At 57.0% G+C, this 26,957-nt stretch carries 27 protein-coding genes; 11 read left to right on the top strand and 16 right to left on the bottom strand.

The genetic code is table 11. From position 1 onward, the window contains the following. Positions 1-174 precede the first annotated feature (174 nt). The 4 genes from HOP44_RS08830 (at position 175) to HOP44_RS08815 (ending at position 4,469) form a co-directional block, all read left to right on the top strand. The gene (locus HOP44_RS08830) at positions 175-1,002 is read left to right on the top strand and encodes a YitT family protein (RefSeq protein WP_172252502.1); all 828 of its coding nucleotides are present in this window, start codon (positions 175-177) and stop codon (positions 1,000-1,002) included. 319 nt (positions 1,003-1,321) lie between these two features. Next, positions 1,322-1,516 carry a hypothetical protein gene (locus HOP44_RS08825; protein WP_172194517.1) on the top strand — a complete coding sequence of 65 codons (195 nt, stop codon included), beginning with the start codon at positions 1,322-1,324 and terminating at the stop codon, positions 1,514-1,516. A gap of 253 nt (positions 1,517-1,769) precedes the next feature. Continuing rightward, the gene (locus HOP44_RS08820) at positions 1,770-2,972 is read left to right on the top strand and encodes a putative glycoside hydrolase (protein ID WP_172252500.1); all 1,203 of its coding nucleotides are present in this window, start codon (positions 1,770-1,772) and stop codon (positions 2,970-2,972) included. A 141-nt stretch (positions 2,973-3,113) separates the two neighbouring features. Next, on the top strand, positions 3,114-4,469 hold the full coding sequence (locus tag HOP44_RS08815; RefSeq protein ID WP_172252498.1) for an MATE family efflux transporter: 1,356 nt from the start codon (positions 3,114-3,116) through the stop codon (positions 4,467-4,469). 128 nt (positions 4,470-4,597) lie between these two features. On the opposite strand, the gene HOP44_RS08810 is transcribed toward HOP44_RS08815, so the two are convergent. The 3 genes from HOP44_RS08810 to HOP44_RS08800 all read right to left on the bottom strand — a co-directional run bounded on the left by HOP44_RS08810 (position 4,598) and on the right by HOP44_RS08800 (position 7,681). Beyond that, on the bottom strand, positions 4,598-5,461 hold the full coding sequence (locus HOP44_RS08810) for a DUF72 domain-containing protein (protein WP_172252496.1): 864 nt from the start codon (positions 5,459-5,461) through the stop codon (positions 4,598-4,600). Positions 5,462-5,611: 150 nt separating this feature from the next. After that, positions 5,612-6,583, bottom strand: a complete 972-nt coding sequence (gene pfkA / locus HOP44_RS08805) for a 6-phosphofructokinase (RefSeq protein ID WP_172252495.1) — start codon at positions 6,581-6,583, stop codon at positions 5,612-5,614. A gap of 15 nt (positions 6,584-6,598) precedes the next feature. Further along, entirely contained in the window at positions 6,599-7,681 is a 1,083-nt protein-coding gene (locus tag HOP44_RS08800) for a tetraprenyl-beta-curcumene synthase family protein (RefSeq protein ID WP_425501836.1), read from the bottom strand. Positions 7,682-7,981: 300 nt separating this feature from the next. Here HOP44_RS08800 and HOP44_RS08795 point away from each other — a divergent pair, with 300 nt between their 5' ends. Then, entirely contained in the window at positions 7,982-9,295 is a 1,314-nt protein-coding gene (locus HOP44_RS08795; RefSeq protein WP_172252493.1) for a multi antimicrobial extrusion protein MatE, read from the top strand. A 172-nt stretch (positions 9,296-9,467) separates the two neighbouring features. On the opposite strand, the gene HOP44_RS08790 is transcribed toward HOP44_RS08795, so the two are convergent. Beyond that, complete coding sequence (locus tag HOP44_RS08790; protein WP_018975236.1) at positions 9,468-9,665, bottom strand: cold shock domain-containing protein; 198 nt, start codon at positions 9,663-9,665, stop codon at positions 9,468-9,470. 167 nt (positions 9,666-9,832) lie between these two features. Between HOP44_RS08790 and HOP44_RS08785 the strand changes: the two genes are divergently transcribed. The 6 genes from HOP44_RS08785 to HOP44_RS08760 all read left to right on the top strand — a co-directional run bounded on the left by HOP44_RS08785 (position 9,833) and on the right by HOP44_RS08760 (position 14,693). Beyond that, positions 9,833-10,066 carry a hypothetical protein gene (locus tag HOP44_RS08785; RefSeq protein ID WP_172252491.1) on the top strand — a complete coding sequence of 78 codons (234 nt, stop codon included), beginning with the start codon at positions 9,833-9,835 and terminating at the stop codon, positions 10,064-10,066. A gap of 6 nt (positions 10,067-10,072) precedes the next feature. Beyond that, positions 10,073-10,255 carry a hypothetical protein gene (locus tag HOP44_RS08780; RefSeq protein ID WP_172194256.1) on the top strand — a complete coding sequence of 61 codons (183 nt, stop codon included), beginning with the start codon at positions 10,073-10,075 and terminating at the stop codon, positions 10,253-10,255. Positions 10,256-10,304: 49 nt separating this feature from the next. After that, on the top strand, positions 10,305-12,107 hold the full coding sequence (pepF, locus tag HOP44_RS08775; RefSeq protein ID WP_172252489.1) for an oligoendopeptidase F: 1,803 nt from the start codon (positions 10,305-10,307) through the stop codon (positions 12,105-12,107). 82 nt (positions 12,108-12,189) lie between these two features. Beyond that, positions 12,190-12,597 carry a lipopolysaccharide assembly protein LapA domain-containing protein gene (locus tag HOP44_RS23140; RefSeq protein ID WP_172252487.1) on the top strand — a complete coding sequence of 136 codons (408 nt, stop codon included), beginning with the start codon at positions 12,190-12,192 and terminating at the stop codon, positions 12,595-12,597. Positions 12,598-12,784: 187 nt separating this feature from the next. Further along, positions 12,785-13,822, top strand: coding sequence for a M42 family metallopeptidase (locus HOP44_RS08765; protein WP_172252485.1), 1,038 nt, complete (start codon positions 12,785-12,787; stop codon positions 13,820-13,822). Next, positions 13,809-14,693 (top strand): hypothetical protein, encoded by an 885-nt coding sequence (locus HOP44_RS08760; protein WP_246369692.1) that lies wholly within the window; start codon positions 13,809-13,811, stop codon positions 14,691-14,693. The genes HOP44_RS08765 and HOP44_RS08760 overlap by 14 nt, the downstream gene beginning before the upstream one ends. A gap of 98 nt (positions 14,694-14,791) precedes the next feature. Here HOP44_RS08760 and HOP44_RS08755 read toward each other — a convergent pair whose 3' ends face one another. The 12 genes from HOP44_RS08755 to hemH all read right to left on the bottom strand — a co-directional run bounded on the left by HOP44_RS08755 (position 14,792) and on the right by hemH (position 26,889). Next, complete coding sequence (locus HOP44_RS08755; protein ID WP_172252483.1) at positions 14,792-15,322, bottom strand: hypothetical protein; 531 nt, start codon at positions 15,320-15,322, stop codon at positions 14,792-14,794. Beyond that, positions 15,315-15,878, bottom strand: coding sequence for a helicase (locus HOP44_RS08750; RefSeq protein WP_172252481.1), 564 nt, complete (start codon positions 15,876-15,878; stop codon positions 15,315-15,317). The genes HOP44_RS08755 and HOP44_RS08750 overlap by 8 nt, the downstream gene beginning before the upstream one ends. Positions 15,879-16,318: 440 nt before the next feature. After that, positions 16,319-16,615 carry a hypothetical protein gene (locus tag HOP44_RS08745; protein WP_172252479.1) on the bottom strand — a complete coding sequence of 99 codons (297 nt, stop codon included), beginning with the start codon at positions 16,613-16,615 and terminating at the stop codon, positions 16,319-16,321. Between the two features lie 57 nt (positions 16,616-16,672). Continuing rightward, the gene (locus tag HOP44_RS08740) at positions 16,673-17,416 is read right to left on the bottom strand and encodes a hypothetical protein (protein ID WP_172252477.1); all 744 of its coding nucleotides are present in this window, start codon (positions 17,414-17,416) and stop codon (positions 16,673-16,675) included. A gap of 487 nt (positions 17,417-17,903) precedes the next feature. Next, a complete protein-coding gene (locus tag HOP44_RS08735; protein WP_172252475.1) occupies positions 17,904-19,868 on the bottom strand; it encodes an ABC-F family ATP-binding cassette domain-containing protein in 1,965 nt (654 codons plus the stop codon). Positions 19,869-19,949: 81 nt separating this feature from the next. Further along, positions 19,950-20,525: a TetR/AcrR family transcriptional regulator gene (locus HOP44_RS08730; protein WP_172252473.1), complete on the bottom strand. Its 576-nt coding sequence runs from the start codon at positions 20,523-20,525 to the stop codon at positions 19,950-19,952. Then, complete coding sequence (locus HOP44_RS08725) at positions 20,522-21,343, bottom strand: DUF92 domain-containing protein (RefSeq protein ID WP_172252471.1); 822 nt, start codon at positions 21,341-21,343, stop codon at positions 20,522-20,524. Before HOP44_RS08725 ends, HOP44_RS08730 begins: the two co-directional genes overlap by 4 nt. A gap of 180 nt (positions 21,344-21,523) precedes the next feature. Beyond that, a complete protein-coding gene (locus HOP44_RS08720) occupies positions 21,524-22,144 on the bottom strand; it encodes a fumarylacetoacetate hydrolase family protein (RefSeq protein WP_172252469.1) in 621 nt (206 codons plus the stop codon). A 46-nt stretch (positions 22,145-22,190) separates the two neighbouring features. Continuing rightward, positions 22,191-22,967: a glycerophosphodiester phosphodiesterase gene (locus tag HOP44_RS08715; RefSeq protein WP_172252467.1), complete on the bottom strand. Its 777-nt coding sequence runs from the start codon at positions 22,965-22,967 to the stop codon at positions 22,191-22,193. Positions 22,968-22,994: 27 nt separating this feature from the next. Further along, entirely contained in the window at positions 22,995-24,308 is a 1,314-nt protein-coding gene (locus tag HOP44_RS08710) for a CapA family protein (protein WP_246369691.1), read from the bottom strand. Between the two features lie 198 nt (positions 24,309-24,506). Further along, positions 24,507-25,943 carry a protoporphyrinogen oxidase gene (gene hemG, locus HOP44_RS08705; RefSeq protein ID WP_172252465.1) on the bottom strand — a complete coding sequence of 479 codons (1,437 nt, stop codon included), beginning with the start codon at positions 25,941-25,943 and terminating at the stop codon, positions 24,507-24,509. Then, a complete protein-coding gene (gene hemH / locus HOP44_RS08700) occupies positions 25,936-26,889 on the bottom strand; it encodes a ferrochelatase (RefSeq protein WP_172252463.1) in 954 nt (317 codons plus the stop codon). The genes hemG and hemH overlap by 8 nt, the downstream gene beginning before the upstream one ends. Positions 26,890-26,957 lie beyond the last annotated feature (68 nt).

The raw sequence follows: 26,957 nt of genomic DNA, 5'->3' as shown, positions 1-26,957 counted from the left end.
GCTCAGCCGGTGACGGTTATTACGGAGACGAGAAAGATCTACTCAAGAACATCTAAATCATTATACCATAAGCGACTATCAAAAAGCCAGTAAACCTTTCAAGGGTTTGTCACATTTTTTCACGTTTTTCATTTATAATAGGTTTTTTCATTTTGTTTTTCAGGAGTGGTGGTTTTGTTTATTCGTATCGGCCATTTATTTACGATCGCGATCGGTGCCCTGCTGATCGCGGCCGGCTTCAACCTGTTCCTGATTCCCCATCAGCTGCTCAGCGGCGGCGTCTCCGGTTTGTCGATGCTTACGGGCTACTTTACACCGCTGAGTATCGGCGTTTTGTACTTCGTGTACAATATCCCGATGCTGATCGCCGGCTGGTTCCTGCTGGGGCGGCGGTTTATTCTGCTCAGTATCGTATCCGTTGCCGCCGTCACGGCCATGATCGCTGTGATTCCCGAGAAAATGGTGGCCAACGATGCCATCCTTTCTTCCGTATTCGGCGGCGTGCTCGTCGGGATCGGAGCGGGCATCTCGTTTCGCGTAGGCGGTTCCAGCGGCGGATTCGATATTCTCGGCTCTATCGTGACACGCTACCGCGATTTCCCGGTCGGCAACATCCTGGTCGCGCTGAACGCTCTCGTCATTTTGGCGATGGGCTATCTGCAAAACGACTGGAATCTGGCGCTTCTGTCGATGGTCTCCATCTATATTACCGGCAAAGTGGTCGACATGATCCATATCAGCCATATCAAAGTCACGCTGTTCATTATTACGGACGATACCGAGGCGCTGCTCGAGCGTCTGCTTCAAATCGAGCGGGGCGTAACGAGGATTCAAGCCGAAGGCGCTTTTTCCCACACGAAAAAAGATATGCTGATGACCGTCACGACGATGTACGAATTGGCCGAACTCAAACGCGTCATTAAAGAAGCGGATCCGCGGGCTTTCGTCAATATTGTGGAAACGGTCGGCGTTATGGGCTCGTTCCGGAAGCGCTCGTTGTGAAACTTGTTTGGTTCTCATGGAGTTCCTATTCGCAAAACCGAACGCTGCGGCTGCGGTAAAGTCCGCTTCGTTTTCCCGGCAGACCCCATGCCCACCCAAAATGCGTCCCTCGCGGGCGCTTTCTTTATTGTATGTAAAAGGACGGTTTCGCGAATAGGAATTCGATGTGATATAATAAATCCGTACCGCAGCCGGGATTCCCCGGACTCCCGGTGTTGCAAGATTCACGCTTCAGCTTCATAGACAGCGCATGGTTGCTTTTCTCAGGTATTCGAGTCAGACAATGACGTACGATTCCGGAAAAGAAAGGGTGACGACTATGGAAATGGAAGCCGTAAAACTTGAACAAATCGTGATGAGATGGTACCCCGACATGCTTTCGTTCTTGAAGCAGCAGGAGCTTGATTCCGTGATCGTCCTTCGTGACGGCATGGGCATTCTCGAAGCCGAAGATGCGCTCGACATTATCCACCACAGCATTTTGGAACATCAGTCTCCGGATATTTTACAGTAATTTGCCTGGTCTTTTTCAAAAGAGTTCTCCATAGGCCGCTCTCTTCCCAACGGAAGGGGCGGCCCTACCTATGACCGCCGGATTGGACACAAACGGATTCGACCCGCTTCCGTGCGGTTAAAAGGACAAGGTGTGCCAAAACGGAATAATCAGGCATTCATGACAATTTTGTTATGCGAAGAAGCTTCAAAAACGCTATACTGGTAACGGCCTTTACAGCCGGGAATCACGCACAGACGAAGGAGAGAATGAAATGGACATCTTATGGAGCCTGCTTGCTCTTACGGTAGGCAGTCACAATCCGGAAAGCGTACCGCCGGCACAGGTGAACGCCAATCCGATCACGGTAGCGGTCGAATCGGCCTGGAACCTGAGCGCACTTACCGCGCAGAAAGACAGCGTGGTCATCGACGCGGACAACCCGCCGGTCAAGATCGATCCGCAGCCGGACGCACCCAAAGTCAAAGGCATCTACGTGACGGCGTACAGCGCAGGCGGCGCCCGAATGAAAGAACTGCTGGAACTGCTCGACAACACCGGGCTGAATTCGATGGTCATCGATATCAAAGACGACCTGGGGTACATAACGTACGAAACGGAAAACAAAGAACTGCTCAAGATGGGCACCGCCCAGAAGTTCATTCCGGACATCAAAGACCTGATGGCCAAACTCAAAAAGCATAACGTTTATCCGATCGCCCGAATCGTTGTCTTCAAGGACACGGTATTGGCCGAGAACCATCCGGAATTGTCGTTCACAAACGGCGACGGCAGTGTATGGAAAAACGGCGGCGGCGACGCTTTCGTGAATCCGTACAGCAAAGAAGTCTGGGATTATAACGTAGCGATCGCCAAAGAAGCGGCCGCTATGGGCTTCAAAGAAATCCAGTTCGACTATGTACGTTTCGCGGAAGGATTCGAGAAACGCGCCGATACGCTGAAATACGAGAAAAGCGAATCCACCCGTACCGAAGCCGTATCGGAATTCGTTCAATACGCGCGCAAAGAACTGGCTCCGCTTGGCGTCCGCGTCTCGGTCGACATTTTCGGCTACGCCGCTTCCGTACCGGCAGCCGACGGCATCGGACAAGACTTCACCAAAATTTCGGAGAATGTCGACGTCATCGCGCCGATGGTCTATCCGAGCCATTATTCGACCGGCTGGTTCGGCGCCACCGATCCGGATAAAGAACCTTACGTCACGATCAAAGGATCCATGGTCGATACGTTCAAGAAGCTCGACGAGATCAAAGAGGAATCGCAGCGTCCGATCGTGCGTCCCTGGATTCAGGACTTCACGGCAAGTTGGCTGGGAAGCGGGCATTATACCAAATACGGCAAAGCCGAAATGGATGCCCAGATCAAAGCCATGGCCGATATGGGCGTGGACGAGTATCTGCTCTGGAACGCGTCCAACCGGTATACCAAAGACGGCAACTACGGCCCGAAAGACTGATTCGGTCCAGCCGGCCGTTTCCAGGATTGACAGCGCCGCGTTCTCGCGGCTGCTGATTACGGCGACAACCCGGCCTTCCCTGGCCGGGTTTTTGCCTGCGCTTTTTGCGCGGCGCGCCTATCGAAAGGATCTCCCGAACCGATGCAGGCCACTACTACGTTCAAACAAAAATTCTCGCAGTTTTTCGTCGTTTTTCTGCCGATTTTCGTCACCCAAATCGCGCTGTCGGCCATGGCTTTTTTTGATACGAGTATGACCGGGCATGTCAGTCCGGCCGCACAGGCCGGCGTCTCGATCGGAGTCAGCTTATGGATTCCGATCCAGACCGGACTGAACGGCGTCCTAAACGGCATTATGCCGATCGTTTCCCAACTGATGGGCGGCGGACGGGAACAAGATATCCGCTTCAATCTGTTTCAGGGCCTGCTCCTGTCCCTGCTGTTCTCCGCGGCGGTTCTGCTAGTCGGCGGCCTGCTGCTGGATCCGGCGCTCGCCTTCATGAACGCCGAAGCCGAAGTCGCGGATACCGCCCGCAAATTCCTGATCTGCCTGGCCTTCGGCGTCGTGCCGCTGTTCGGCTACACCGTGCTGCGCGGCTGTATCGATGCGATGGGCCAGACGCGTGTGTCGATGGCGATCACGCTCTGTTCGCTGCCGGTCCAGCTTATCCTCAACTACCTGCTGATCTTCGGCAATTTCGGGTTTCCGAAGCTCGGCGGCGTCGGTGCCGGCGTGGCAACCGCCGTCACCTATTGGGTTATTTTCCTGATTGCGCTGGCCGTCTTGCATCGGACGCAGCCGTTCGCCGATTTCGGGTTTTTCCGACGCTGGCATGCGGTTTCCTGGCCCAAACAGCGCGAACTGCTCAAACTCGGCATTCCGATCGGTTTCGCAACCTTTTTCGAGACTTCGATCTTCGCCGCGGTTACGCTGCTCATGAACCGGTTCGGAACGAATGCGGTAGCGGCCCATTCCGCCGCGATCAACTTCGCTTCCACCCTCTACATGATTCCGCTCGCGATCTGTATGGCGCTGACGATCCTCGTCGGTTACGAAGCCGGAGCCGGCCGAACCAAAGACGCCCGGCAGTACGCTTCGATCGGCATTGGCTCGGCTGTATTCATGGCGGCCGTCACGGCGGTCGTGCTGCTTCTGTTCGCCGACAAAGTCGCCCTGATCTATTCGACCGACCCGGCCGTCACGGCGCTGATCGTCCAGTTTCTTGGCTACGCGATTTTTTTCCAGCTGTCCGACGCATTGGCTACACCGATCCAGGGAGCGCTGCGCGGTTACAAGGATGTGACTCCCGCGTTCTTTATTACGCTGGTCGCTTATTGGGTGATTGGCCTGCCGCTCGGATACGGCCTGGCCGTCTATACGCCGCTTGGACCCTTCGGTTACTGGCTCGGCCTGATCGCCGGATTGGCGGCCGGAGCGGTGCTGCTGCTGCTCCGACTGTTCAAAGTCCAGCGGTCTTACCGTACCCTGCCCGAATAGGAAGCTGCCGCCGCCGATCCTATCCGCTCTGTGCTTGCCTTCACCCAAAAGCCGTTTCCCGGAACCGCATGCCGCGGTTCCGGGAAACGGCTTTTTTCGACTCCTCGGGTTAGAGCAGGCATGCCTGTTCAAAATTCGAACAAATCCAGCTGCCGCGGCTCGTCTTCACCCGGCAGCTTCGGTACAGGCTGACCAAGGATCGCCATCAGTTCACGGGCATTGTCTGCGGCATCGCCGCCGGAATTGTTGTTGAACACGACAAATACTTCCCGGGACTGCTGTTCCAAACGCCGCAGCCGCTCCGCCCATTCTTCCAGCTCCTGCGTATTGTAGCGGTACAGATAACGAACTTCCCGCCAATTCGGCTGATTGGCCGACTGCCAGCCGGATTCGTTGCGTCCGTGCATCCGCACGATCGTCAATTCGTCGTCTGTCGCCTGCTCGACGGTCGGCACCGAACCGGTTCCTGCCTGCGGCTCGTCGCAGACGCTGTGAATCCAGCGCTCGTCGCGCATAAACTTCAAGGTGCGCTCCCTCATCACCGGCTGAAACCAGCTCTGGTGCCTGAACTCCAAAGCGCAGGGAACCTCTTCCATCCGCTTCCGAATCTCGCGCAGCTTGGCTACGTTCTCTTTCGAACAGTCGAACCAGGGCGGGAACTGAAACAGAACCGCTTTCAATTTGTGTGCCTGTTCCATCGTGCCGATCGACAGCCGGAACGCTTCGTACATCTGCTCTTCACTGTCGAACGGGATTTTTCCGCGCGAGTGACCTGTCATGCCCTGGAACGCTTTGACGATAAATCGAAAACCGGACGGCGTCTCCGCCGTCCACTTTTCCATATTGCGCTTGGACTGTACCGCATAGAACATGCTGTCGACCTCGACGGTTCCGAACAGCCTGCCATAGGCGGTAAGTTTCTGTTTGCCCGCTTCTTTGGTCGTATAGATGGAATCATGATCGCCCCAGCCGGTCAAGCCGATCGTAATCATACGCAGCCCTCCTTGTCGTTCTTTTTTACCCCGGCTCCGCTCCCGCAAACAAACAAACCTTCGCGGCGGAAACGGCATAACGTCTGCCGTTTCGGTGCGAAGGTTCGGTTGGGGCCCGGCCCGCGTTCATGGCGTATCCGGACAAGTGGATTACTGCGACAAACGCAGAGCCAGTTCGTACATTTCGTGGTCGAAATCGTTTTTCGTGTTGACGACCTTGTCGATATCGGTAAGCGTCAATTCGCCTTTGATGATCCCGCAGGCTTTGTCGCTTTCGCCGCGGATCAGCGAGCGTACGGCGAAATCGCCGAGGCGGCTGGCCAGATTGCGGTCGAACGGAGTCGGCGTGCCGCCGCGCTGGATGTGGCCCAGAACGGTGACGCGCGCATCGATCTGTTTCGAATGCCGCGACAGTTCTTTGGCGATATCTTCCCCTTTGCCTGCCCCTTCGGCCACCACGATGATACTGTGGCGTTTGCCCATGGCAAAGTTGTGCGTCATACGCTGTGCCACTTCGCCCAGATCATAAGGCACTTCCGGAACGAGGATCGTTTCCGCGCCCGAAGCAAGACCCGAGTGCAGCGCGATATCGCCGCAGTGGCGGCCCATGACTTCCACGACGGAAGCGCGTTCGTGCGAAGACATGGTATCGCGCAGTTTGTTGATCGCATCGACGACAACGCCGACAGCCGTATCGAATCCGATCGTATAGTCGGTGAACGAAATATCGTTATCGATGGTGCCCGGCAGGCCCATCGTGTTGATTCCGAGCTTGCTCAGCTTGTTCGCGCCGTGATACGAACCGTCGCCGCCGATGACCACAAGGCCGTCGATCCCGTAACCTCGAAGAATTTCCGCCCCTTTGCGCTGACCTTCTTCGGTGTAGAACTCTTTGGAACGCGCCGATTGCAGCACGGTGCCGCCCCGCTGAATGATGTCGCCGACGCTGCGCAGATCCATCGAGAAAATATCGTTATTGAGCAGACCCTGATAGCCGCGCTGAATACCGAAGATTTCGATTCCGTGATAAAGCGCGCTGCGCACAACGGCGCGGAGCGCGGCGTTCATTCCCTGGGAGTCTCCTCCGCTGGTCAATACGGCGATTTTTTTTACTGCTGACATGTTGCTTCCTCCTTGTTAGTCCTGCTTATGTTTGCGGATCCATACACTGTTGACGAAAAAGAACATACGCATCAGCGGACTGTTCTTCATCAACCGTTTAGACACGGTTCGCACGTCCTTCTGCTGGCTGACTTTGGGATCGGACAAATACAGCGCAAGCAGCCCTTCGATGATCATACGGTGGAAAGCGGCATGCGGAAGCCCCGCCACGTCCCGCCTCGCGCCGTTTACGATCTCTTCGACACGTGCGAGCATAGCCTCCCCGCTCTCATAATAATTGCAAAAATTCAGGTCGCCTCCGACGCGGTCTTCTTCCTGATCGATCAGATAATCGAGCATGATATGAAGACCGCATACGTATGGAAAATAAGCTTCGTACACGGACCTTGCGTCTTCCGCACCAAAATCGTCGCGGCTCGCTCCGGCAAACAGCATAAACATGCCGAGCGTCGAACCGGTCGCGGCGGCAAACTCGTTCCAGTACAGGTCCGGCGCAAGATCGGCGTGTTCCGCTCTCCAGGCCGTCAGCGAAGGTTCGCGCAGTTCGTGCGAAATATGCTTGTAAACCTGCAGGTCGCCGTACAGTCCGACAAGGCGGCGTACATAAGGCTGGGCGTGAACGTAACCCGGCAGCTGTCTGATCTTGTCCTGACAGGTGGCAACCAGGGCGTTCAGATATCCTCCGTCTTCCTGCTCATCGCGGAACCGGTAATAGTGATCCGTCGGAGCATCCGGGTCGATCGCATCCAGCATGGACTTATGTAAAAGACGAAAATCCTGAGGATCCAGCGAAGTGCTTCGGTCGCACAGATTGTCGAGATAGTCGCTGATGGTCTGAAGAGCCACAATCAGCGGAATAATCACGTCTTTTTTGTCCAAATGGATGGCCGCGTAGACCGAGCCTCCCTGACAATGGAACTCTTTGTCGGCGATGCTCGCCAGTGCCTGGGTACGCAGTTCCGGGTCGGGAATGGTCTCGGCACGGCTCTTCCAGCCCCCGAGTGCGTCCTTGACGTCCGGCAGCACCACTTTGTACACCAATCGCATAAGGCGGATCGGATTTTCGGGAACGTTGTGCGCGGTTCTGAGTCGATTCAAAGCGTACCTCCAATACCAGTCTTAGATCTACCCAAATTCACTTCCATTATAATATGAGGGGTCTACTTTATACAAATAACCTTCGTCATATTCCGGCGTTTTTTTCAACGTTTTTCTGCAAAAATTGCGGCGCTTTACGCCTTCTTTCCTTTTTGGACGGGGCCGCGTACGAAAAACGTTCAATTTCGGGAAACTTTTCCGCCGCCGGCTTCAAACAATTTCAGTCATGCTATACTGGAAAATGACCATTTTTTTGAACGTGTCCGTGCCTGTACCTTATTTTCGGGAAAGGAGTCCGTCATGTCCGATGTTCCGCTGTCTTGGAAACGCCTGCTGCTCTTCTTCGTGCCGCTCGGCTTATCCGCTTCCCTTGTCACTTTGTCCCATGTCATTATCAACCGGACGCTGGCCTATGCCGATTCGCCGGAGACCGTGATCGCCAGCTATGCGCTGGCCGGAAGTCTGCTTGCGATCACCGAACGCCCGTCCACTCTGCTGAGGCAGACCTGCTCGGCGCTTGTACGGGACAAAATCTCGTTCAAGGCGCTCACCTTCGTGACCTACGTCTTCCTGGTCTGCGTCATGGCGATCGGCCTTGTAATCGCCTACACGCCGGTCGGCAACGGTATCTTCGGCATTCTGTTCGGCGTGGACCGCGAACTTCTGCCGAGCGTCCTCGCCGTTTACGGCGTCTTGATGTTCGTCAGTGTCTTCTCGGTCATCCGCAATATTTACCAGGGCATCATCATCACGAACAACCGGACCAAGTGGCTGACGATCGGAATGGTGATCCGTCTGTCGGGCATGTATCTGATGTCGCTTTATTTCGTACATATCGCCGGGGTCCACAGCGGCGTCGTCGGCGCGGTCATCTTCGTCTTCGGCATGGTGATCGAAGCATCGGTCAGTTTCCTCGAAGGGCGCAATATCGCAAGACGCATGCCGCTTAAAAAGGAAGGCCATCCCGTGGAAACGCGCGGCGACGTGTTCCGGTTCTACAAGCCGCTGCTGTATTCGTCCTTCGTGGCCATGTTTATCGGTCCCGCGCTCAACATCATGCTGGGCAAAACGGACGGGGTTGCGCTCGCCATTTCTTCATTCGCGGTCGCGGGCAGCCTGATGCAGCTGATGCTCAGTTTCTTTATGTATATCCACCAGATCGTACTCAATTATTACCGGATCGATCCGGTCATGGTGCGCCGGTTCTCGCTGGCGATCGGCTTTATTCCGGTCACGTTGGTCGCGCTGATCGCCTATACGCCGCTCGGCTACTGGGTATTCGGCCATATCATGAACGTCGACGGCATCCTGCTCGAAGAAAGTCTGCGCACCCTGCGGGCCTTTATCCTGTATCCGCTCGTTATGCCTTGGCTGGACTACGGCAACGGCCTGATCCTGCTCGAAGGGCAGACCAAAGTCATGCTGCGCTCCCAGCTGGCCAACGCGATCTGCACGATCGCTCTTCTGTTCCTGCTTGTGGCGATCGTGCCGCATTGGAACGGCATGATCGGCGCTTTGGCGCAGTCGGTCGGCCTGCTGGCCGAAGCCGTTATCATCTTCCTCGTGGTACGCCGGATGGGACGGGAACCCAAGCTGAGCCAGCCTAAGATCTAACGGCTTATGCCGGAAGTCCATGCTCGCCCGGGAACGCGCCGACGCTCCAAGCAGCGGCGTATTCCCGGGCCGGTTCTGCCGCTTCTCCATGTATACGAATGCAAAAAGGCACAGTTCCGGATAGGAGCTGTGCCTGGGTTTGCTATGTCATCAAATCAGGCAAGAAAAATTCTTACAGTTTGATTACGTTAGCTGCTTGCGGTCCACGGTTGCCGTCGGTGATTTCGAATTCGACTTCTTGACCTTCGTCAAGCGTCTTGAATCCGTCGCCTTGGATTGCCGAGAAGTGTACGAATACGTCTTCGCCGCCTTCTACGGACAGGAAACCATAACCTTTTTCTGCGTTAAACCATTTAACTGTACCTTTCAAGTGAACAACCTCCTAAAAATATCACCATCTGTGGTGAGTACCGTTATTATACTGCAACAAAAAACCTTTGGCAATTGAAAACTGGACCCTGTTTCAGCGTTGCTTTTGCCTGGACGGGTAGGGTATGATTTTAGATAAGAAACGATTTGAAACGAGGAATGGCTGATATGATCAAAAAGTACACCATCTACAAAACCGACAACTGGAACATGATGACGGTCGAAGTTCACGGCCGCCAGCGGGTCCTGCGCGAAATCTCCGACCAATGGGGCGAAGAAACGCACACCTTCATGAGCCGTCCGGCCATGATCGAGTGGGCGGAACGCCGTTTTGACGCCGAGAAATTCGAAGGCAGCGAAGAAGAGCGGCAGACTATTCTGAATGCCCTCAAGGATGTGTAGGTTCCGATGAACAACACGACCAACATCGCCGCCCTGCTGATCCTGACGCTTCTGCTCGGCGGTGTCGTCGTTTTTTACAAAGACTCCATCCCGCCGAAGCTCAGACGCGGTCTTGCGACCGCCGCCGCCTTGATGCTGCTGATTTCTTTTATCCTGACAGCCTATACGCTGTTTAGCATGGGCTCCTAACCGGGCCTTTTTGCTGCGATCCAACATTCCCGAGGAGGTCATGAGAATAATGAGTACAACGCCCAAAACCCTGCCGAAACGAAGCGAAGTGTCCGCCGAGCATCAATGGAAGCTGGAAGATTTGTTCGCGGACCAATCCTCCTGGGACAAGACCTACGACGAGACCAAGGAACAGCTTAAGAAATTCGAACAATTCCGCGGCAAGTTAAATGGCGAACAGCAGATCGGAGCCTGCTTCAAGTTCGAAGACGAAGTCTCGCTCAAGCTGGAGCAGCTCTATGTCTACACGCATCTGTACCATGACCAGGATACCGCCAACCCGACTTACCAGGCGCTGACGCAAAAAGGCCGCAAACTGCTGGTCGACGCCGGCGAAGCGATGTCCTTTATCACGCCGGAGATCCTGTCGCTCGACGACGCGCAGCTCGACCAACTGATCGACGCTCCTTCGCTCAAGCCGTACCGTTTCACCCTGCAGGAAATGAAGCGGGAGAAAGCGCATGTGCTGTCGCAGGCCGAAGAAGCGCTGCTTGCCCAGGTCGGCAATCTGTCGCAGGCTCCGCAGAACATCTTCGGCATGCTCAACAATGCGGATCTCAAGTTCCCGAACATCGAGGACGAGCACGGCAATGAAGTCGAACTGACCCACGGCAGCTATATTCAATTTCTCGAGAGCGCCAACGTCGACGTGCGCCGCCGGGCGTTCCAGGCCGTGTACGGCACGTACGCCAAGCTCAAGAACACGATCGGCGCGTCGCTCACGGCCAACGTGAACAAGAACATTTTCTACGCCCGCGCGCGCAAATATCCGTCCGTGCTGGAAATGAAGCTGTACGGCGACAACGTTCCGGTATCCGTCTATGACAACCTGGTCGGCTCGATCCATGAAAGCCTGCCGATTCTGCACCGCTACATGCGCCTGCGCAAAAAGCTCATGGGCGTGGACGAGCTGCATATGTACGATCTGTTCGCTCCGCTCGTCGACGAGTTCAAAATGGACATCACGTACGACGAAGCCAAACAAACCGTGATCGACGGTCTGCAGCCGCTCGGCGCCGATTATCTCCAGGTGCTCGAAAGCAGCTTCAAGGAAGGCTGGATCGACATTTACGAGAACGAAGGCAAACGGACGGGCGCTTATTCCTCCGGCGCTTACGGCGTGCATCCTTACGTGCTGCTCAACCACAAGGACAACCTGAACAGCATGTTCACGCTGGCCCACGAAATGGGACACGCGCTGCACTCGTACTACTCGGACAATACGCAGACCTACCGCGACGCGCAGTACACGATCTTCCTGGCCGAAGTGGCCTCGACGACCAACGAAGCGCTGCTGATGGACTACCTGCTCAAAAAAGCGACCGATCCCAAAGAAAAAATGTATCTGCTGACGTATTACGCCGATCAGTTCCGCACGACCGTGTTCCGCCAGACGATGTTCGCCGAGTTCGAGAAGATCATTCACGCGCGCACCGAAGCCGGAGAATCGCTCACGCCCCAGGATCTGTCGGGCATCTACTACGACCTGAACGTGCAGTACCACGGCCCGGACATGGTGGTCGATAAGGATATCGAGATGGAATGGGCGCGGATCCCGCATTTCTACAACAGCTTCTACGTATACAAATACGCGACCGGCTTCTCCGCCGCGACCAGTTTCTCCAAGCAGATTCTGGAAGAAGGCGCACCGGCGGTCGAACGCTACCTCAGCTTCCTCAAGAGCGGCGGCAGCGATTATTCGATCAATATCCTGCAAAAAGCGGGCGTCGACATGTCTTCTCCGGAGCCGGTACGCGAAGCGATGAGCGTATTCGAAGCCCTCATCGAACAAATGGAACAGCTGTCCGAATAAGGACACCGCTTCCTGCGTCAAAGTTCTTCCTTTCGGCTAATGATTCTAATAAGCAACGTTTTGAAAGGGGACTTATTCATTCATGAAAGCTCAATGGTCTTTGATCTTGATGCTGGTCTTCGCCGTGATCGTGGCCGTATTCGCGGTCATCAACGTCAACCCGGTCGAAGTCAACTTCTTGTTCGGCTACGCGGATGTTCCGCTGGTCCTGCTCATTCTGGGCAGCGCGCTCTTCGGAGGTCTGGCTGTAGGCATGTTCGGCGTGTACCGCCTGTTCCAGACACGGCGCGAATTGAAGAAGCTTCGCCTGGAGCACGAACAGCTGCGGACGCAGCCTTCGGCTCCTTCCGTCTCTTCTTCGGTCACGCCGCCGGCTTACAACGAGCCGACCGTCTCGGCGGACCCGACTCCGCTCGAACCGATCTCGGACGATCTCGACCGCGAACCGGAATCCCGCGGATTCCGTTCGGACAAGCTGAACAAGCTGTAAGTCTTCCGATTCCCGACAAGCGTCGAACCGCTTCAAGAAAAAAACCGCCGCCCGCTACAGGGAGCGGTTTTCTTCTTGATTGTTTGTTGTTCTTGAACGTAAGGCGGCGGCCCGGCGTTTCCGGGGCCGCCGCACCCATTTTATTCTCATTTTACTCTCATTCTATTTATATGGAGGTTTGTCTATCATGACGGTACATATCGACGAACAATACGTGGTCACCCTGCTCAAGAAACTGCTCGACACCCCGAGTCCGACCGGCTACACCCATCATATTATCGATCTGATCCGCGAAGAAGCGGAAGCGCTCGGGTTCCCGGTCACGTTTAACGAAAAAGGCGGCGCGATCATCAGCATGGAAGGCGAAGACGATGCGTATACCGTCGGTCTGAGCGGCCACGTGGATACGCTCGGCGCCATGGTCCGCTCGATCACGCCGCACGGCACGCTGAAACTCACTTCGCTCGGCGGATTCGCCATGTCCAGTATCGAGAACGAATACTGCGTCATCCATACGCGCAGCGGGAAGACCTATACCGGCACCATCCTCACCCAGCATCCTTCGGTGCATGTGTACGCCGATGCCCGCGACTTCAAGCGTTCGGAAGAACATATGGAAGTGCGGATCGACGAACTGGTCTCTTCGCGCGAAGACGTCGAGAAGCTGGGCATTCGCACCGGCGATTATATCTCGTTCGAAGCGCGCGCCGTCGTCACCGAGAGCGGCTATATCAAATCCCGCCACCTCGACGACAAAGCGAGCGTAGCCGCACTGTTCGGCCTGCTGGAGTCCGCCAAGCGCGAAGGATGGAAACCGAAGCGGAACGTCAAGATCCTGATCTCCAACTACGAGGAAGTGGGTCACGGCACCGCATATATCCCGTCCGATATTGCCGAGCTGATTGCCGTCGATATGGGCTGCATGGGCGAAGACCTGACGTGCAAAGAAACGGATGTCTCGATCTGCGCCAAAGACTCGTCCGGTCCGTACGATTACCACATGACCGGCAAACTGATCGAACTGTGCGAAGCGCAGCAGATCGAACATGCGGTAGACATCTACCCGTTCTACGGCTCCGATGCTTCGGCCGCGCTGCGCGGCGGCAGCAATATCCGCGCCGCCCTGATCGGTCCGGGCGTACATGCCTCGCATTCGATGGAACGTACGCATACGCGCGCGGTGATCGGCACGGCGCGCCTGCTGTGCGCGTATGTCCGGGCGTAACGACGCAGGCGCATCCCAAAAAGCCGGGCCAAGCGGAATTCGGGAGAATCCGGATCGCCGGCCTCCGAATCCCGGAGACCGGCGCAGGCTGCGCAGACGTCTGATCGGAACGCTGCTGGCGCTGCTGGCTTTGTCTGCGGCCGCGGCCGCCTGGCTGCTCTTCCTCCCTTCGAAGTCTCCGCAGCCGTTCAACGGTCTGCCGAAACGCTACACGTACGCGGAAGCCGAGGCTCCCGGACTGCCCAAGCTGCATCTAATGGCCGTATCGCCGGATGATATCGTGCTGCGCGCGGACAAACTTCCGCTCAAGCAGATTCCGGCTTACGGAATTAACGGCGGATTCTTTTACGAAGAGTCGCTGCTCTCGCTCGCCGTCACCGACGACAAGCCGGCCAACGGCGAGCGCGGCGCTTACGGTTCGGGCTGGTTCAACGCCAAATATGCGCGCGGTACGCTCGTCTGGGACGGCGCGAAGCACAAGTTCTCGGTTCAGGTAGTGTCGTCGGCGGACGAGCTTGAGGTCACCGACCGCGGCAACTATTTTGCCCAAGGCGGGATCAGCTTGAACCTGGCGGACGAAGACGTCTGGGAAGACCGGAGTGCGCGGGAGTATCTGCCTTTTGCCGGGGATAAACGCATGCGCTCCGCTCTCGTCTACAACGATGCGGGGCAGCTGTGGCTGGTCGTCACCCCGGAGCTCAGCACCGCTGCCGATTTCCGGGCGGCGCTGCTGGCGGGTGTTCCCGGCGAAGGACGCGAAGGCATCTTCCTCGACGGCGACGGTTCTTCGCAGATGAACGCGGACGAAGTCCTGCTGCCGGGCGACGGACGGATGGTCGTGCAGATGATCGCGGTGTCGGCGAAGGAGTAAGCTTCGCGGCGCGCGGCAGAGTCTTTATCCAAAAAACCTTCACTTCCGCTGTGGGCGGGAGTGAAGGTTTTTTGTCGTGCGCCGATTTGCCGAGGCATTCAATTCCCTCTTAGATCGAATACCGCCTCATACCCTCCATCGTACAGGTTCACGAAGTAATACCCGGAGAAATCTTCGGTCGATCGCAGCTTATGGAATCTAAGGTCCCGATGTTCCACGTAATACGAGTCCATTTTGTCGCTCTTGGCTTTCAAGACTTCGACCTCGACCGTATGATCCTTATCTTTGGCGCCGGAGTAAGAAGCCGACTCGTAATAATCGATCAGTTCGATTAAGCCGAGATCGCTTCGAACCAGCATCCCCGCAAAAAAGTCGATGCCGTTTCCGTTGCCGTTCAGCTTGCCTACGGCCGTTTCCATTTCGACAAAGACGGTATCTTCCGGCAGCGGAACTTTTTTCAACTGTCGGCTGAACGTATACGCATGAATCTCGTTCCATATCGGGAACAGGACGTACAGCGAGCAAAAAGCAAGAAAAAGAACCAGTACGGATACCAGCACGAATTTCACGATTTTTTGCACGATTCTCGTCACTTTAGCCAATGCTCGGATCACGCGGTTATTACTCATGACGATTTCTCTGCCATTCTGTCTTTCTCGCAAAAACAAACCGGTCCCACGCATTCCACACATGAACCGCATCGGCCCGATAGCCGCGCAGCCACAATACGCCGTCGATATTTCGCAGGTAAAAGCCTTTGGGGAAATCGTCGCGGTCACTCAGCGGTTCCGATGCTACCGTGATCGAAGCGTGCGGCGCCTCATGCTGCACGGAACGCTTCGCACTTCCTTCCGGCTGATCGGTGTACTGCAGCCGCAGATGCGGAGCCAGTTCCAGCGGACACGCCGCAAGACCGAGTGCGTTCGCCTGCTTGAAAAGCTCGCCTGCCGCTGCTCCGTCCATGAATCCCAGCTCACCGACTGTGAGTTCGACCGTCTCGACGGTATGAGGCTGATCGGAAGTCGTGAAACGTTCGTCTGCGAACAGTTCTTCCGCATAAGCATTCAGGGCAACACCGGCCGTCTGCAAACTCTGTCTGAGCTGCGAGCGGGTTAATCCGCCAATGTGTACCGTTCTTGCAGCGGCATTAATATGCGGATATCCATTCTCGGATTCGACGGTCATGATCATTCCTCCTTGCTGTTCGGATAGTGGGACAGGATCTTGTTGGCCGATGCCGGGAACGCTGCGGATTGAGCTGTAAGGAAATCGGTGGAATTGCCGATTTGTTAGAGAAAGATCGTTTGAGATTGGTTTGTAAAAAAAGCTCCGGAGCCTTGTAGGACCGGAGCTTTTGTTGGATTCGGCGAAGATCCGATTCGCGTTACTTCGTCTTGGGTCTGGATCTTTTCACAAACAAATAAACAACCAGGTATCCCAGCGCCAAGATACCTACTGCTCCCAAGCAAACCAGTATGGCAGCTGCCGTGATCGTCCGTGCAACGAGATAGTAGGCCAGCAGTCCTGTCAGAAAAGATAGAACCAGATTAAGGATCATGTTACTCCGTTTCATGAGGGCCTCTTTTCCCGGGATAGATTTGGGTTAAGAATGGGAGCCGTACCGATCACTCTTCCAACTCGCCGGACGGAATCCACAGCTCCGCGTGCTCCCTCGCTCCTACGATCTTCTCTTCATACCGATCGATAAACGGACTGTTCACGTGGAATTCCGTCACGAACCCGATAAATCCGGAGAAGCGGTCCTGCGTGTTCCACTCCCTGGCGATCCGGTCCGCATACGGCTTGTTCAGCACCGGGTAGAAGATGGGTTGATCCGGCAGGCGCGGCGGAAATCCTTTAAGATCCCGATCCAGAATCAACTGCATTTCGGTAAGCCCGACGGGCCTGTACAGTGTTTTCATCGTAAGTTCCTACTTCCTTGTGGATACGGAGGATTTGCCGCCGATCGTTGTGCCCGCTTATTCTTCGATGATTTTGGCGCTTAGCCAGAAAGTACCGGAGACGATTCCGCCTACCGGGATCTCTTCGTCCAACGTCTCCCGATCTGCCACCACATCGATCTCGCCGCCCAACGTTCTCACCAGCGCCCAATGAAACGATTTTCCGGTATATTCGTTCGTGATCCAGGCACTCTGCTGCACTTGACCCGTAAACATCGCCATCGAACCCGGTTCGCCTTCCTCGACGAATAACCCGGTAGGAATAAACGCTTCCGCCGCAAACTTCACTTCCTCGTGCTGCTGGGACTCATGGAATTGTTCCTCACTGTCAAATACGCTGAGTTCGTGGGCAAAAGCGGTCAACTGAATGGTCACGCTCCGGGGCAGCTGTACGTCTCGGTACACGGCCCGGTTCGGCATCTCGAATACAAACGGATATGAGTCCGACTCCTCCGTTTCCCCATCGAATTCCGCCCAGACATGAAAAGTCCCATCCAATTCGCTGCCTTCGCTGCGGATGATTTCATCCGTGAGTTTGACCTTGAAGCGGGAGGAACCGAAGTAATGCGGATTGAGCCCGATCACCTGATTCTCCGTATTCATTTGCAGCCATATTTCGATACCCGAGCCGGCCTGCGCCAGCAGGTAAATCCCCCGCGCCGTTTCGATGCTCTCGCCCGTCTCGTACGCATACTCGGCCACCTGTTCGAAATCTTCCGCGGACTGCACGTTGAAGCCGATTGCTGTCATATGGTTGGACATGGATGGACCTCCTTTTTACGTTCAGCAGCGAATAGGTAGGGCTTCATGGAAGGCTTCTTTGCTTAAAAGGTAAACGCAGCCTCGCTTCTGTTCGTTACGCTCAATTTCTTCTATTAGTATATATAATGTTATTACTCTCATAATCTTTTATTCCACATTTACTAAACCACTGAATGTTAGATAAAATTTTTATTATTTCTGGGTTTATCTCCAGGTAATAACTTTCTCGAAATATTGATTTTGCAGTGATTTCAGCTAATATCTTATTTCCGTACTTCCTATAACCAATATCCCCTACGAATATTCCCGGACTATTTTAATCTTCCAAGCTCAGTCGCTTGATCCCCCATTTTATCATCGATATGGAAGAAGGTATACACATTTCCATATCAAAAAAGGCCTTTAGATGGATACCCATCTAAAGGCCTTAATCCTTCCGCTCCTACCCGTCTGCCCAAACGACCTATCGATCCGTCACACTCAGCCCTTACTTCCCCTGCTTCGCAATCTGCTCAGCCAGCTCGTTCAGGTAAGCCCAGCGTTCCATCAGTCCTTCAAGCTCGGTTTCCGCAGCGGCGTGCTGCTGCATCAATTCCTGCAGCTTTGCCGAGTCGCTGGCGGAGCGTTCCATCTCTGCGGCGAGGTCGGCGATCTTCTGCTCGGCGGCTTCGATCGAAGCGTCGATGCCGTCGTATTCGCGCTGCTCGCCGTAGGTGAACTTAACCTTTTTCCCCGAAGCGGCAGCAGCCGGTTCTGCGGGAGCCGCCGCGGCAGGCGCCGGCGCTTTGACGGCGCTCATATCGGCCGAGGTGGCAAGGCCGCCTTTGCCGCCTGCGGACATGCCGTCCTGCAGCGAACTGCCGCCGGTACGTTCCATGTATTCGCTGTAATTGCCGGCGTGGATCGCGACTTTGCCGCCGCCTTCGAAGGCGAACAGTTTGTCGCAGACCCGATCCAGGAAGTAGCGATCATGGGAGACGGTGATCATGACGCCCGGGAAATCGTCGAGATAATCTTCAAGCACGGTCAGCGTCTGGATATCCAGGTCATTGGTCGGCTCGTCCAGCAGCAGGACGTTCGGCGCCGTGATCAAGATGCGCAGCAGGTACAGACGGCGGCGTTCGCCGCCGGACAGTTTGCCGATCGGCGTCCACTGGGCAGTCGGCGTGAACAGGAAGCGCTCCAGCATCTGCGACGCGGTTACGCTGCCTTCGTCCGTCTTGACGGTCTCGGCGCCTTCCTTGATATAGTCGATCGCCCGCATGCTTGGGTCCATCTCGGCCGGTTCCTGGCGGAAGTAGCCGATCCGCACGGTCGAGCCTTGGTCGATCTGGCCGCTGTCCGGTTCCAGATCGCCCGCGATCAGATTCAGCAGGGTCGACTTGCCGCGTCCGTTCGGACCGACGATGCCGATCCGGTCGCCGGGCACGGTCATATAATGCAGATCGTCGATCAGCAGACGTCCGGCCAGCGTTTTGCTGATATGGTCGATCTCGAGCACTTTGCGCCCCAATCGAGTAGACATGCTCGCCATTTCCAGATTGTCGCTCTTCTGCTGCGGCTTGTCGTCCTGCAGCTGTTCGAAGCGGTCGATCCGTGCTTTCTGCTTGGTCGAACGGGCTTTGGCGCCGCGGCGGATCCAGGCCAGCTCTTTGCGCAGCAGGTTGCGGCGCTTGTCTTCGGTTGCGGATTCGCGTTCTTCGCGTTCCGCTTTGAGTTCCAGGAAACGGGAATAGTTCGCGGTGTAGCGGTACATTTTGCCGTAATCCAGCTCCAGCATCACGTCGGCGACCCGATCCAGGAAGTAGCGATCGTGGGTCACCATAAGCAGGGCGCCGCGGCGCTTTTTGAGATAGGTCTCGAGCCAGGCCACCGATTCGGAGTCGATATGGTTGGTCGGCTCGTCGAGGATCAGCAGTTCGGACGGCTGCACGAGAGCGGCTGCAAGAGCTACCCGTTTGCGCTGCCCGCCCGAGAGCGTCCCCATTTTGGCGTCAAAAATATCGAGTCCAAGCTTCGACAGCACGCTCTTGGCTTCGCTTTCGAGGCTCCAGGCGTTCAGACGATCCAGTTCCTGGCCCGCATCCATCAGCAGCTGCTGGAATTTCTCGGAATTGGGGTCCGTATCGAACAGCAAAGTCGCTTCGCTGTACGCGCGCGCCGCCGCCAGTTCTTCGCCTTCGCCGTGCAGCAGCTGCTGCAGAACGGTCAGTTCCGGATCGAAATCCGGGTTCTGGGCGAGGTAGCGGACGCGGACGCCGCCGCTCTTGACGACCTGGCCGGAATCCGGCTGTTCGAGTCCCGCGATAATCTTGAGAAACGTCGATTTGCCCGTGCCGTTGACGCCGACCAATCCGATCTTGTCCTGATCTTCCATACCGAACGAAGCTTCGTCGAACAGCACCTTTTCCCCGTAACTTTTCGATACCTGTTCAACGGTCATGATATTCATTGCCGGTTGTTCCCCTTTCGTCGATCCTATTGCTTTATCCAAAAACGGACTCCCGCAGTCCGCGGAAGCCCGGACGTCTTTTCAACTCAATTCTCGTTCGCTGCCCTGCAGGAACAGCCGAACGGTCTGGTCCACCCGCTGCTGCAGTTTTTCTCGCGTGAACTCGCTTTCGAACAAAATGTCCATTTTGAGACGGTCGAGCATCCCGATAAACGCTTTGGCATAGAAGTCCGGATCGGGCATGCCCGCTTCTTCCAGCACTTCCTTGACCGCCGCCATATACCGGGTCAGAAAACCGTGCATCAGACGCATCAACTCGGGATCGTTATTGGGCGCATGAAAAAACAGCTTGCCGTGCGCTTTGCGCTCATAATAATATTCCAGATGATGTTCGGCGACCTGCTGCAGCTTGGGCATCAGGCCGTCCGCCTGCTTGATCCGGAACTGCAGATCGCGCAGGAACTTCTCCCAGTCCCGTTTGGTCACGGCGATAAACAGTTCTTCTTTGCTTTTGAAATACAGATACATGGTGCCTTTGGCGATTCCGGCATGTTCGGTGATATCCGAAATTTTGGTTTCGTAGAAGCCTTTTTGACCGAAAATCTCGAAAGCCGAATCCAAAATCACTTCGTGCTTCTCGCGCTGCGCTCCGCTCATCCGAACCACCTCCCCGCCAGAATCATCACGGCAAGCGCAAGCGCTCCGCCGGCCGCCGAAGACAGCAGATTAACCGCATCGTTATTCATCAGCGGCCAGCCGCGGTAGCGAACGGTGGACGTTCCGCAGTGGATGCGGCTCTCCACGCTCTTGCCGCAGGACGGGCAGCGGTACATGACCTGCACGGTGGCGCCCAGATACGAATCGACAAAAGCGCCGAAGGTACCCGCAATCGCTCCCGCCGGAATCCAGGCCCACAGCGGCCAATCCGGACCGTTGTCCATCCAGAGCAGCAGCACCGATCCGGCTGTGCCGATCATGCCCGCGCCGACGATCGCCGCCAAGCTCCCGCGCAGCGATACGCCGCCCGACGTTCCCGCCGGAAGCGGCTTGCCCGTCACGATCGAACGCGGCGGCCTGCGGCTGAGACTGCCCCATTCCGTCGCCCAGGTATCGGCCGTTACCGTCGCCATCACGCCGACGAACAGACCGAACCAGACCGGCGCAGGCCAGATATAATTAGCCAGGCACAGCAGCATGCCGATGCCGCCGTTGGCCAGCACCTGCACCGCGTCGCGCCGGCCCGATTTTTCGTACATCTGCTCCGCCTGACGCTTCTCCGCCTGTTTGACTTTGGACAGGGCGCTTGAAGTAACGAAGAAGAGCAGCAGCAGCCCGAACCAGAACAGGTCGCCCGCTCCGTAATATACCGTACCCATAATAAGGGCCGCGATCGCCCCGGAAGCCGACAGGGAACGCTTGGCATAAGCCGCCCCCGCCACCAGACAGGCGCCGGCCGCTCCGATGATCCAATCCACTTGATGATACGCCTCCCCGACGCAGGCGGCATCCGTCTAGTACCCTTTCAACTCTTAATCATGGGTTTACGTTTTCCTGAAATGCACACGCTTTAGGTGCGATTCCGTTGGAGACTTCGTACACGCTTCAGGTACGAAATCTCAGGGGAGCGTAAACCTACCTTTAGTGTTGACAAGGTACTATCCGACGGTGCAGCCGCCCCATTTTTCTTCGTTCCAATACAATTCCAGCACGTCGCCGGGCACGGCAGGGCCGACCCCTTCCGGAGTGCCGGTATAGATCAGGTCTCCTTCTCCGAGACCGTAATGCTCGCCGATATAATCGATCAGGGTCTGCAGATCGAAGATCATATTGCGGATACTGCCCCGCTGCACGGTCTCGCCGTTCTTGCGCAGCGAGAACCAGGCTTCTTCCAGCATGCCCATTTCCGGGAATTCGATCTCGCCGGTCAGCGGAGCGGAATTGCGGAAGCCTTTGGCGGCTGTCCACGGATGGCCTTTGGCTTTGATCTTGGACTGCACATCGCGCAGCGTGAAGTCGATGCCGAGCGCGATCGAAGCCGCAATCTCTTCGACCCGGATGCCCGGCGTGTACGCGCGGCCGATCCGCAGCACCAGTTCCGCCTCGTAATGAATCTCGCCGCGATCCCGCGGCAGTTCGACCACTTCGTCGTCCATCGCGCAGACGGCATGGGACGGCTTGAGGAAAATCATCGGTTCGGTCGGTACGTCGTTGCCCAGCTCTTCGGCATGCTTCTTGTAGTTGCGTCCTACACAATATACGTTCGTTACAGCGATCATGGACAAGGCCCACCTTCTCGTTAGTATAGTCGAGCGGAACGTTTCTTCAAAATCCCAGCCAGCGGCGCCGGGTATTCGGCCTGTTCAGAAGCGGCAGCCTGCGCGCCAGCAGCCAGCGGTCGGGCCGGTTCGTGCAGATCATCAGCTCCGGATGCATGGAAGCCAATTCGCGCATGCGGCGGATCCGGTCCACGGTCCAGACCATTATCCCGATCCCGCTTTCCAGAGTGGAACGGACGAAGACCGGATCGACCCTGCCGTGCTTGATCGACAGCAGGGTGCAGCCGTATTCGTCCAGCCGCCGATCCAGATCCGCCGAACGCGTGTCGACGATCAGCCCGCGCCGGATATAAGGGGCGGCCTGCCGCGCCTCGATCAGCGCCCCCGGTTCGAACGAGGTGAAGTACACCCGCTCTTCCATCCCGCACCGCCTGACCGCTTCCACCGCAGCCGAAGCCAGTCCGGCATAGGTTTGTTTGTTCGTCTTGAGTTCGATATTGACGCGGAGGCGGCCCCGGACTTCTTCCAGCACTTCGTCGAGTGTCGGAATCCGCTCTCCGGCAAACGCTCTCGCTTTCCATCTTCCGGCATCCAGACGCTTCAGTTCGCTTAACGTATGTTCCCGGACCGTTCCGCTGCCGTTCGTTGTGCGGCCGAGCGTAAAATCGTGAATCACGACCGGTACGCCGTCGCGCGACAGCTGAACGTCGATCTCGATCCCCTGTACTTCGGGAATCTTCATCGCCAGCCGGATCGCGGCCAGCGTATTTTCAGGGGCTATTCCCGAGAAGCCCCGATGGGCCACGCAAGGATTGTCCAACATGGTGTCATCTCCCGATCCGAACAGACGTTATTTCTGCGCACGGACCTGCCCGTCTTCGCCGATCCGGACGCCCGGGGACAATTCGTCGATCCGCCGCAGCAGCTTTTGGGCGTCTGCTTTTTTCATGGGAACGGGCTGTCCGAGCTCGGCCCAGTAAGGAACAAGCTTAAGCGAACAGTCCCCGTTCTTCTTGCATTCCGCCTGGAAGACGCCGGTCTCCCAGGTCTTGGCATTGCCCGAGCGGGTAAAGATGAAGTTGCCCGTGCCGTAAGCGATCCACTTGCCTTTGTACTGCTCGAATCCCTGCAGCACATGCGCATGGCCGCCGATAATCAGGTCGGCTCCGGCATCGATCATCCGGTGGGCCAGCACCGTCTGGTTGGGATCCGGTTTGTCGACCCGCTCTTTGCCCCAATGCACGACGGCCACCACCACATCGGCCTTCCGTTTGGCCGCTTTCACGGCGCGCGCCGCGGCTTCCGGATCGTAAGCGCTGGCCGCACCGGCATGTCCGGTCCCGGCCGCCCAATCGCTCTCGGGCAGCACGCGGCTGACCCCGACGATCGCAATCCTGATGCCTTTGCGCTCGACAATGACCGGAGCGTAAGCGGCCGAAGCGTCTCTGCCCGCTCCCACATGGGCGATGCCTTTTTTGTCCAGGTTGGCGATCGTATCGAGCAGACCGCGGATTCCCTGGTCGAGCGTATGATTGTTCGCCAGATTGACGACATCGACGCCCGCGTTCTTGAGCGGGCCCAGTGCCTTGGGCGGGGATTTGAAAACGAAGCTTTTGTCGGCGCTTTTGGTGTTCAATGCCGTAACCGGCGTTTCAAGGTTAATAACCGTCAAATCGTCGTTCTTAAACCGGTCGCGCACGTAAACGTACGGATAATCGTAGCCTTTTTTCTCCAGCAGGGATTGCACTTTGCCCGAGAAGATTACATCTCCGGCGAAGTTCAAGCTGACGGACTTGCTTCCGCCTGCCGTCGGCTCCGCGACCGCCGCGGCGAGTCCGCCGGCGGCCGGAACCGCCGCGCCTACCGCCGACCCGGCGGTCAGTTCCGGATGCGAAGGGGCCGAATCCGCTTCTTCGAAGCTTGGCGCTGTACCCGGAGCGGATTCGCCGGCCGCTTCGGCCGCGACCGCTTCCGTGCGGGCTGCGGCGGCGCGCAGGGCGGACGCGGTACGCCCTTCATCCGCGGCTTGTTCCCGCGCATAGAGCAGCGTCCCGCCCGACAGGATCAGGATCAACAGCGTCAAATTCACAACGAGCAGTCCCCGGCGCCTGTGCTTGCGGGCGGCACGGGCCCGGGTCGTTCTTGAAGGGACAGGAACAGTCAAAATGCAAAATCTCCTTCCGCTCATTCGGTCCGCGGACTTGCTGCGGCCGTTCTTGGGAAAACTATTGTTCATTATAGCAGGTTATCCGGCAGAAGGAGAAGCCGGGAACACAAAATCGGCAGGCACAGCAAAAAGCCGCTCCCGTATCTTGCGATCACGGGAACGGCTGAAGCGGCTGCGAAGAAGAATAAGATCCGTTTACAAGGCGGAGACAGCTGCGGCCGGAGCCGCCGCTGCCGCAAGTTCCGCGGAGATCGCTTTGGCCTGGCGGATACAGTCCGGCAGACCCACGCCGTCGTAACCGGCGCCGGCGATATATACGCCCGGCAGCCGCTCCGCCAACTGCTCGCGCAGTCCTTCGATCTGCTGCAGGTGGCCGACCGGATACTGCGGCATGGACTGGTTCAGCCGGGTCACTTCCGTGAACAGCGGCTGCGCGTCGATGCCCATCAGATCGAGGATGTCTTTGCGGACCAGTTCCACGAGTCCGGCATCATCCTGCTTGAGCGCTTCCTGCTCGCCGGCGCGGCCGACGTAGCAGCGCATAAGCACTTTGTCGTCCGCGCTTGTGTGCAGCCATTTGGCCGACGTCCAGGTGCAGGCCGTGATGTTCCGTCCTTCTTTGCGCGGCACGAGAAATCCCGAGCCGTCGAAGGTCGTCCGGATGTCTTTTTTATCGAAAGCCAGTACGACGTTCGCGACCGACACATAGTTGATCGCGTCGAGAGCGGCCGTATCCACATGCGGCGAGAGCAGCCTGGACGCGGCGAACGTCGGCGTCGTGACGATGATCGAATCCGCTTCAAGTGTACCGCCGTCTTCGAGCGTCAGCGTATAGCCGCCTTCCGCAAGCTTGACGATCGACGCCGCGCTCGTGTTGGCACGCAGATCGACCGTGCCCGACAGCTCGTTGACGAGTGCGTGCACCAGACTTTGCAGCCCCTGGCGGAACGTCAGGAACATGCTCTTCTTGGTGCCGGTATGCGTCTCGACAGGCTTGCGTCCGGTCGTCATGCCCCGGATCAGGCTGCCGTGTTCGCGCTCGACCGTGCCGAACTGCGGAAACGTCGATTTGAGGCTGAGATGCCTAGTGTCGCCCGCATAGATGCCCGCGAGCAGAGGTTCCGTGACGTTCTCCAGCACTTCATGCCCGAGCCGGCGCTCGATGAAGTCGCCGAGCGACTCGTCTTCCTCGCTGCGCCGGGCCGGCATGACGTAATCCATCAGGGCGCGCAGCTTGCCGGCCGGCGAGACGAGTTTGCTGGCCAGAAAAGGCTTGATCTGGGTCGGGATCCCGAGCACGAGGCCCGGAGGCATCGCGTGCAGTTTGCCTTTGTGAAGCAGATAGGTCTTTTTGGCTTCCGGGTTGGTCGTCACCAGATCATGATCGATCTCGAGTTCTTTGGCCAGGTCGACCATCGCCGTCTTGCGGGCCAGGAACGAATCCGGGCCTTTTTCGATGACGAAGCCGTCCTTGTGCAGCGTCTCGATCTTGCCGCCCCACGTATTCCCTTTTTCAAGCACGGTCACGACCGGCTCGAAGCCCGCGTCCCGCAGCAAATTCCGGGTATAGAAAGCGGCGCTGAGCCCGGTCAGGCCTCCGCCGATAATGACGACTTTACGCGGTTCAGCCATGAACAAGCGCCTCCTTGCGGCATTCGGCCAATACGCATTCGGCCAGAGTCTCCATATACAGCGGGTCCGTGTTGAGCGAATCGATCCGCATCACGCGCACGTCCAGTTCTTCGGCGACTTCCTGGGCTTCGATATCCAGGTCGTACAGCACTTCCAGATGGTCCGACACGAAGCCGAGCGGCGATACGAGCATGTAGCGCACGTCGCGTTCGGACAGGTCTTTCATCGTCTCCAGCACGTCCGGACCGAGCCACGGCTCCGCCGTCCGTCCGGCGCTCTGCCAGGTGAACTGCCAGTTCGTCACGCCGGCCGCGGCCGCGACGGCTTCCGACGTCTCCAGCAGCTGGTCGCGGTACGGATCGCCCATCGTCAAGATGCGTTCCGGCAGGCTGTGCGCGCTGAACAGCACTTTGACTTCGTCCCGCTTGGCGCCGATCTCTTCGAACAGATCAAGCTTCGCGGATACGCGCTGCGAGAACGCTTCGATCAGCTTCGGATGCAGATGGTAGCTCTCGATAAAGCTCATCTGCACGCCCACTTCTTCCGCCGTCGCTTTGGCGCGCTTGATGTAGGTGCCGACGCTCATGGTCGAATAATGCGGCGCCAGTACGATGCCGACCGCTTCCTTAATGCCGTCCGCCGCCATGTTCCGCACGCCGTCTTCGATAAACGGATCGGTATGCTTCAAGCCCTGGTAGCAGACGAATTCCGCGTCCGGCAGATTGAACTTGTTCAATTCTTCCTGCATGCGCTGCACCTGGCGATCCGTGTTTTCGCGCAGCGGGAATACCCCGCCCACGATCGCCTCGTAGCGGTCTTTCAGTTCTTTGAGCTGCTCCGGCGCGGGCGGGCTGCCCCGGCGGATATGCGTATAGTAGGCTTCGACGTCGTCCAGGCTCTTCGGCGTGCCGTAAGACAGGACGAGTACCCCGATTTTCTTCTTCATGTTCGTGTCTCCCTTCGCGATCTCGTTCTTGCGTTCAAGGCTTCGTTGTCAACGCGTCAAGCAAACGG

Origin of the sequence: Saccharibacillus deserti (genome assembly GCF_013618475.1) — a bacterium.
In the GTDB taxonomy this organism is placed as follows: Bacteria; Bacillota; Bacilli; order Paenibacillales; family Paenibacillaceae; genus Saccharibacillus; species Saccharibacillus deserti.
The sequence above is the reverse complement of the archived record's forward strand: the minus strand, read 5'-3'. Positions and strand labels throughout refer to the sequence as shown.

Bases quoted from the DNA above. Each gene is read 5' to 3' on its own strand.
- HOP44_RS08730 (WP_172252473.1), bottom strand. From the start codon at position 20,525: ATGAGCGGAGCGCAGCGCGAGAAGCACGAAGTGATTTTGGATTCGGCT.
- HOP44_RS08820 (WP_172252500.1), top strand. From the start codon at position 1,770: ATGGACATCTTATGGAGCCTGCTTGCTCTTACGGTAGGCAGTCACAAT.
- HOP44_RS08720 (WP_172252469.1), bottom strand. From the start codon at position 22,144: ATGATCGCTGTAACGAACGTATATTGTGTAGGACGCAACTACAAGAAG.
- hemH (WP_172252463.1), bottom strand. From the start codon at position 26,889: ATGAAGAAGAAAATCGGGGTACTCGTCCTGTCTTACGGCACGCCGAAG.
- HOP44_RS08755 (WP_172252483.1), bottom strand. From the start codon at position 15,322: ATGAGTAATAACCGCGTGATCCGAGCATTGGCTAAAGTGACGAGAATC.
- HOP44_RS08750 (WP_172252481.1), bottom strand. From the start codon at position 15,878: ATGACCGTCGAATCCGAGAATGGATATCCGCATATTAATGCCGCTGCA.
- HOP44_RS08780 (WP_172194256.1), top strand. From the start codon at position 10,073: ATGAACAACACGACCAACATCGCCGCCCTGCTGATCCTGACGCTTCTG.
- HOP44_RS08740 (WP_172252477.1), bottom strand. From the start codon at position 17,416: ATGTCCAACCATATGACAGCAATCGGCTTCAACGTGCAGTCCGCGGAA.
- HOP44_RS08715 (WP_172252467.1), bottom strand. From the start codon at position 22,967: ATGTTGGACAATCCTTGCGTGGCCCATCGGGGCTTCTCGGGAATAGCC.
- HOP44_RS08745 (WP_172252479.1), bottom strand. From the start codon at position 16,615: ATGAAAACACTGTACAGGCCCGTCGGGCTTACCGAAATGCAGTTGATT.
- hemG (WP_172252465.1), bottom strand. From the start codon at position 25,943: ATGGCTGAACCGCGTAAAGTCGTCATTATCGGCGGAGGCCTGACCGGG.
- HOP44_RS08825 (WP_172194517.1), top strand. From the start codon at position 1,322: ATGGAAATGGAAGCCGTAAAACTTGAACAAATCGTGATGAGATGGTAC.
- HOP44_RS08760 (WP_246369692.1), top strand. From the start codon at position 13,809: ATGTCCGGGCGTAACGACGCAGGCGCATCCCAAAAAGCCGGGCCAAGC.
- HOP44_RS08815 (WP_172252498.1), top strand. From the start codon at position 3,114: ATGCAGGCCACTACTACGTTCAAACAAAAATTCTCGCAGTTTTTCGTC.
- HOP44_RS08765 (WP_172252485.1), top strand. From the start codon at position 12,785: ATGACGGTACATATCGACGAACAATACGTGGTCACCCTGCTCAAGAAA.
- HOP44_RS08795 (WP_172252493.1), top strand. From the start codon at position 7,982: ATGTCCGATGTTCCGCTGTCTTGGAAACGCCTGCTGCTCTTCTTCGTG.
- pfkA (WP_172252495.1), bottom strand. From the start codon at position 6,583: ATGTCAGCAGTAAAAAAAATCGCCGTATTGACCAGCGGAGGAGACTCC.
- HOP44_RS23140 (WP_172252487.1), top strand. From the start codon at position 12,190: ATGAAAGCTCAATGGTCTTTGATCTTGATGCTGGTCTTCGCCGTGATC.
- HOP44_RS08785 (WP_172252491.1), top strand. From the start codon at position 9,833: ATGATCAAAAAGTACACCATCTACAAAACCGACAACTGGAACATGATG.
- pepF (WP_172252489.1), top strand. From the start codon at position 10,305: ATGAGTACAACGCCCAAAACCCTGCCGAAACGAAGCGAAGTGTCCGCC.
- HOP44_RS08810 (WP_172252496.1), bottom strand. From the start codon at position 5,461: ATGATTACGATCGGCTTGACCGGCTGGGGCGATCATGATTCCATCTAT.
- HOP44_RS08735 (WP_172252475.1), bottom strand. From the start codon at position 19,868: ATGAATATCATGACCGTTGAACAGGTATCGAAAAGTTACGGGGAAAAG.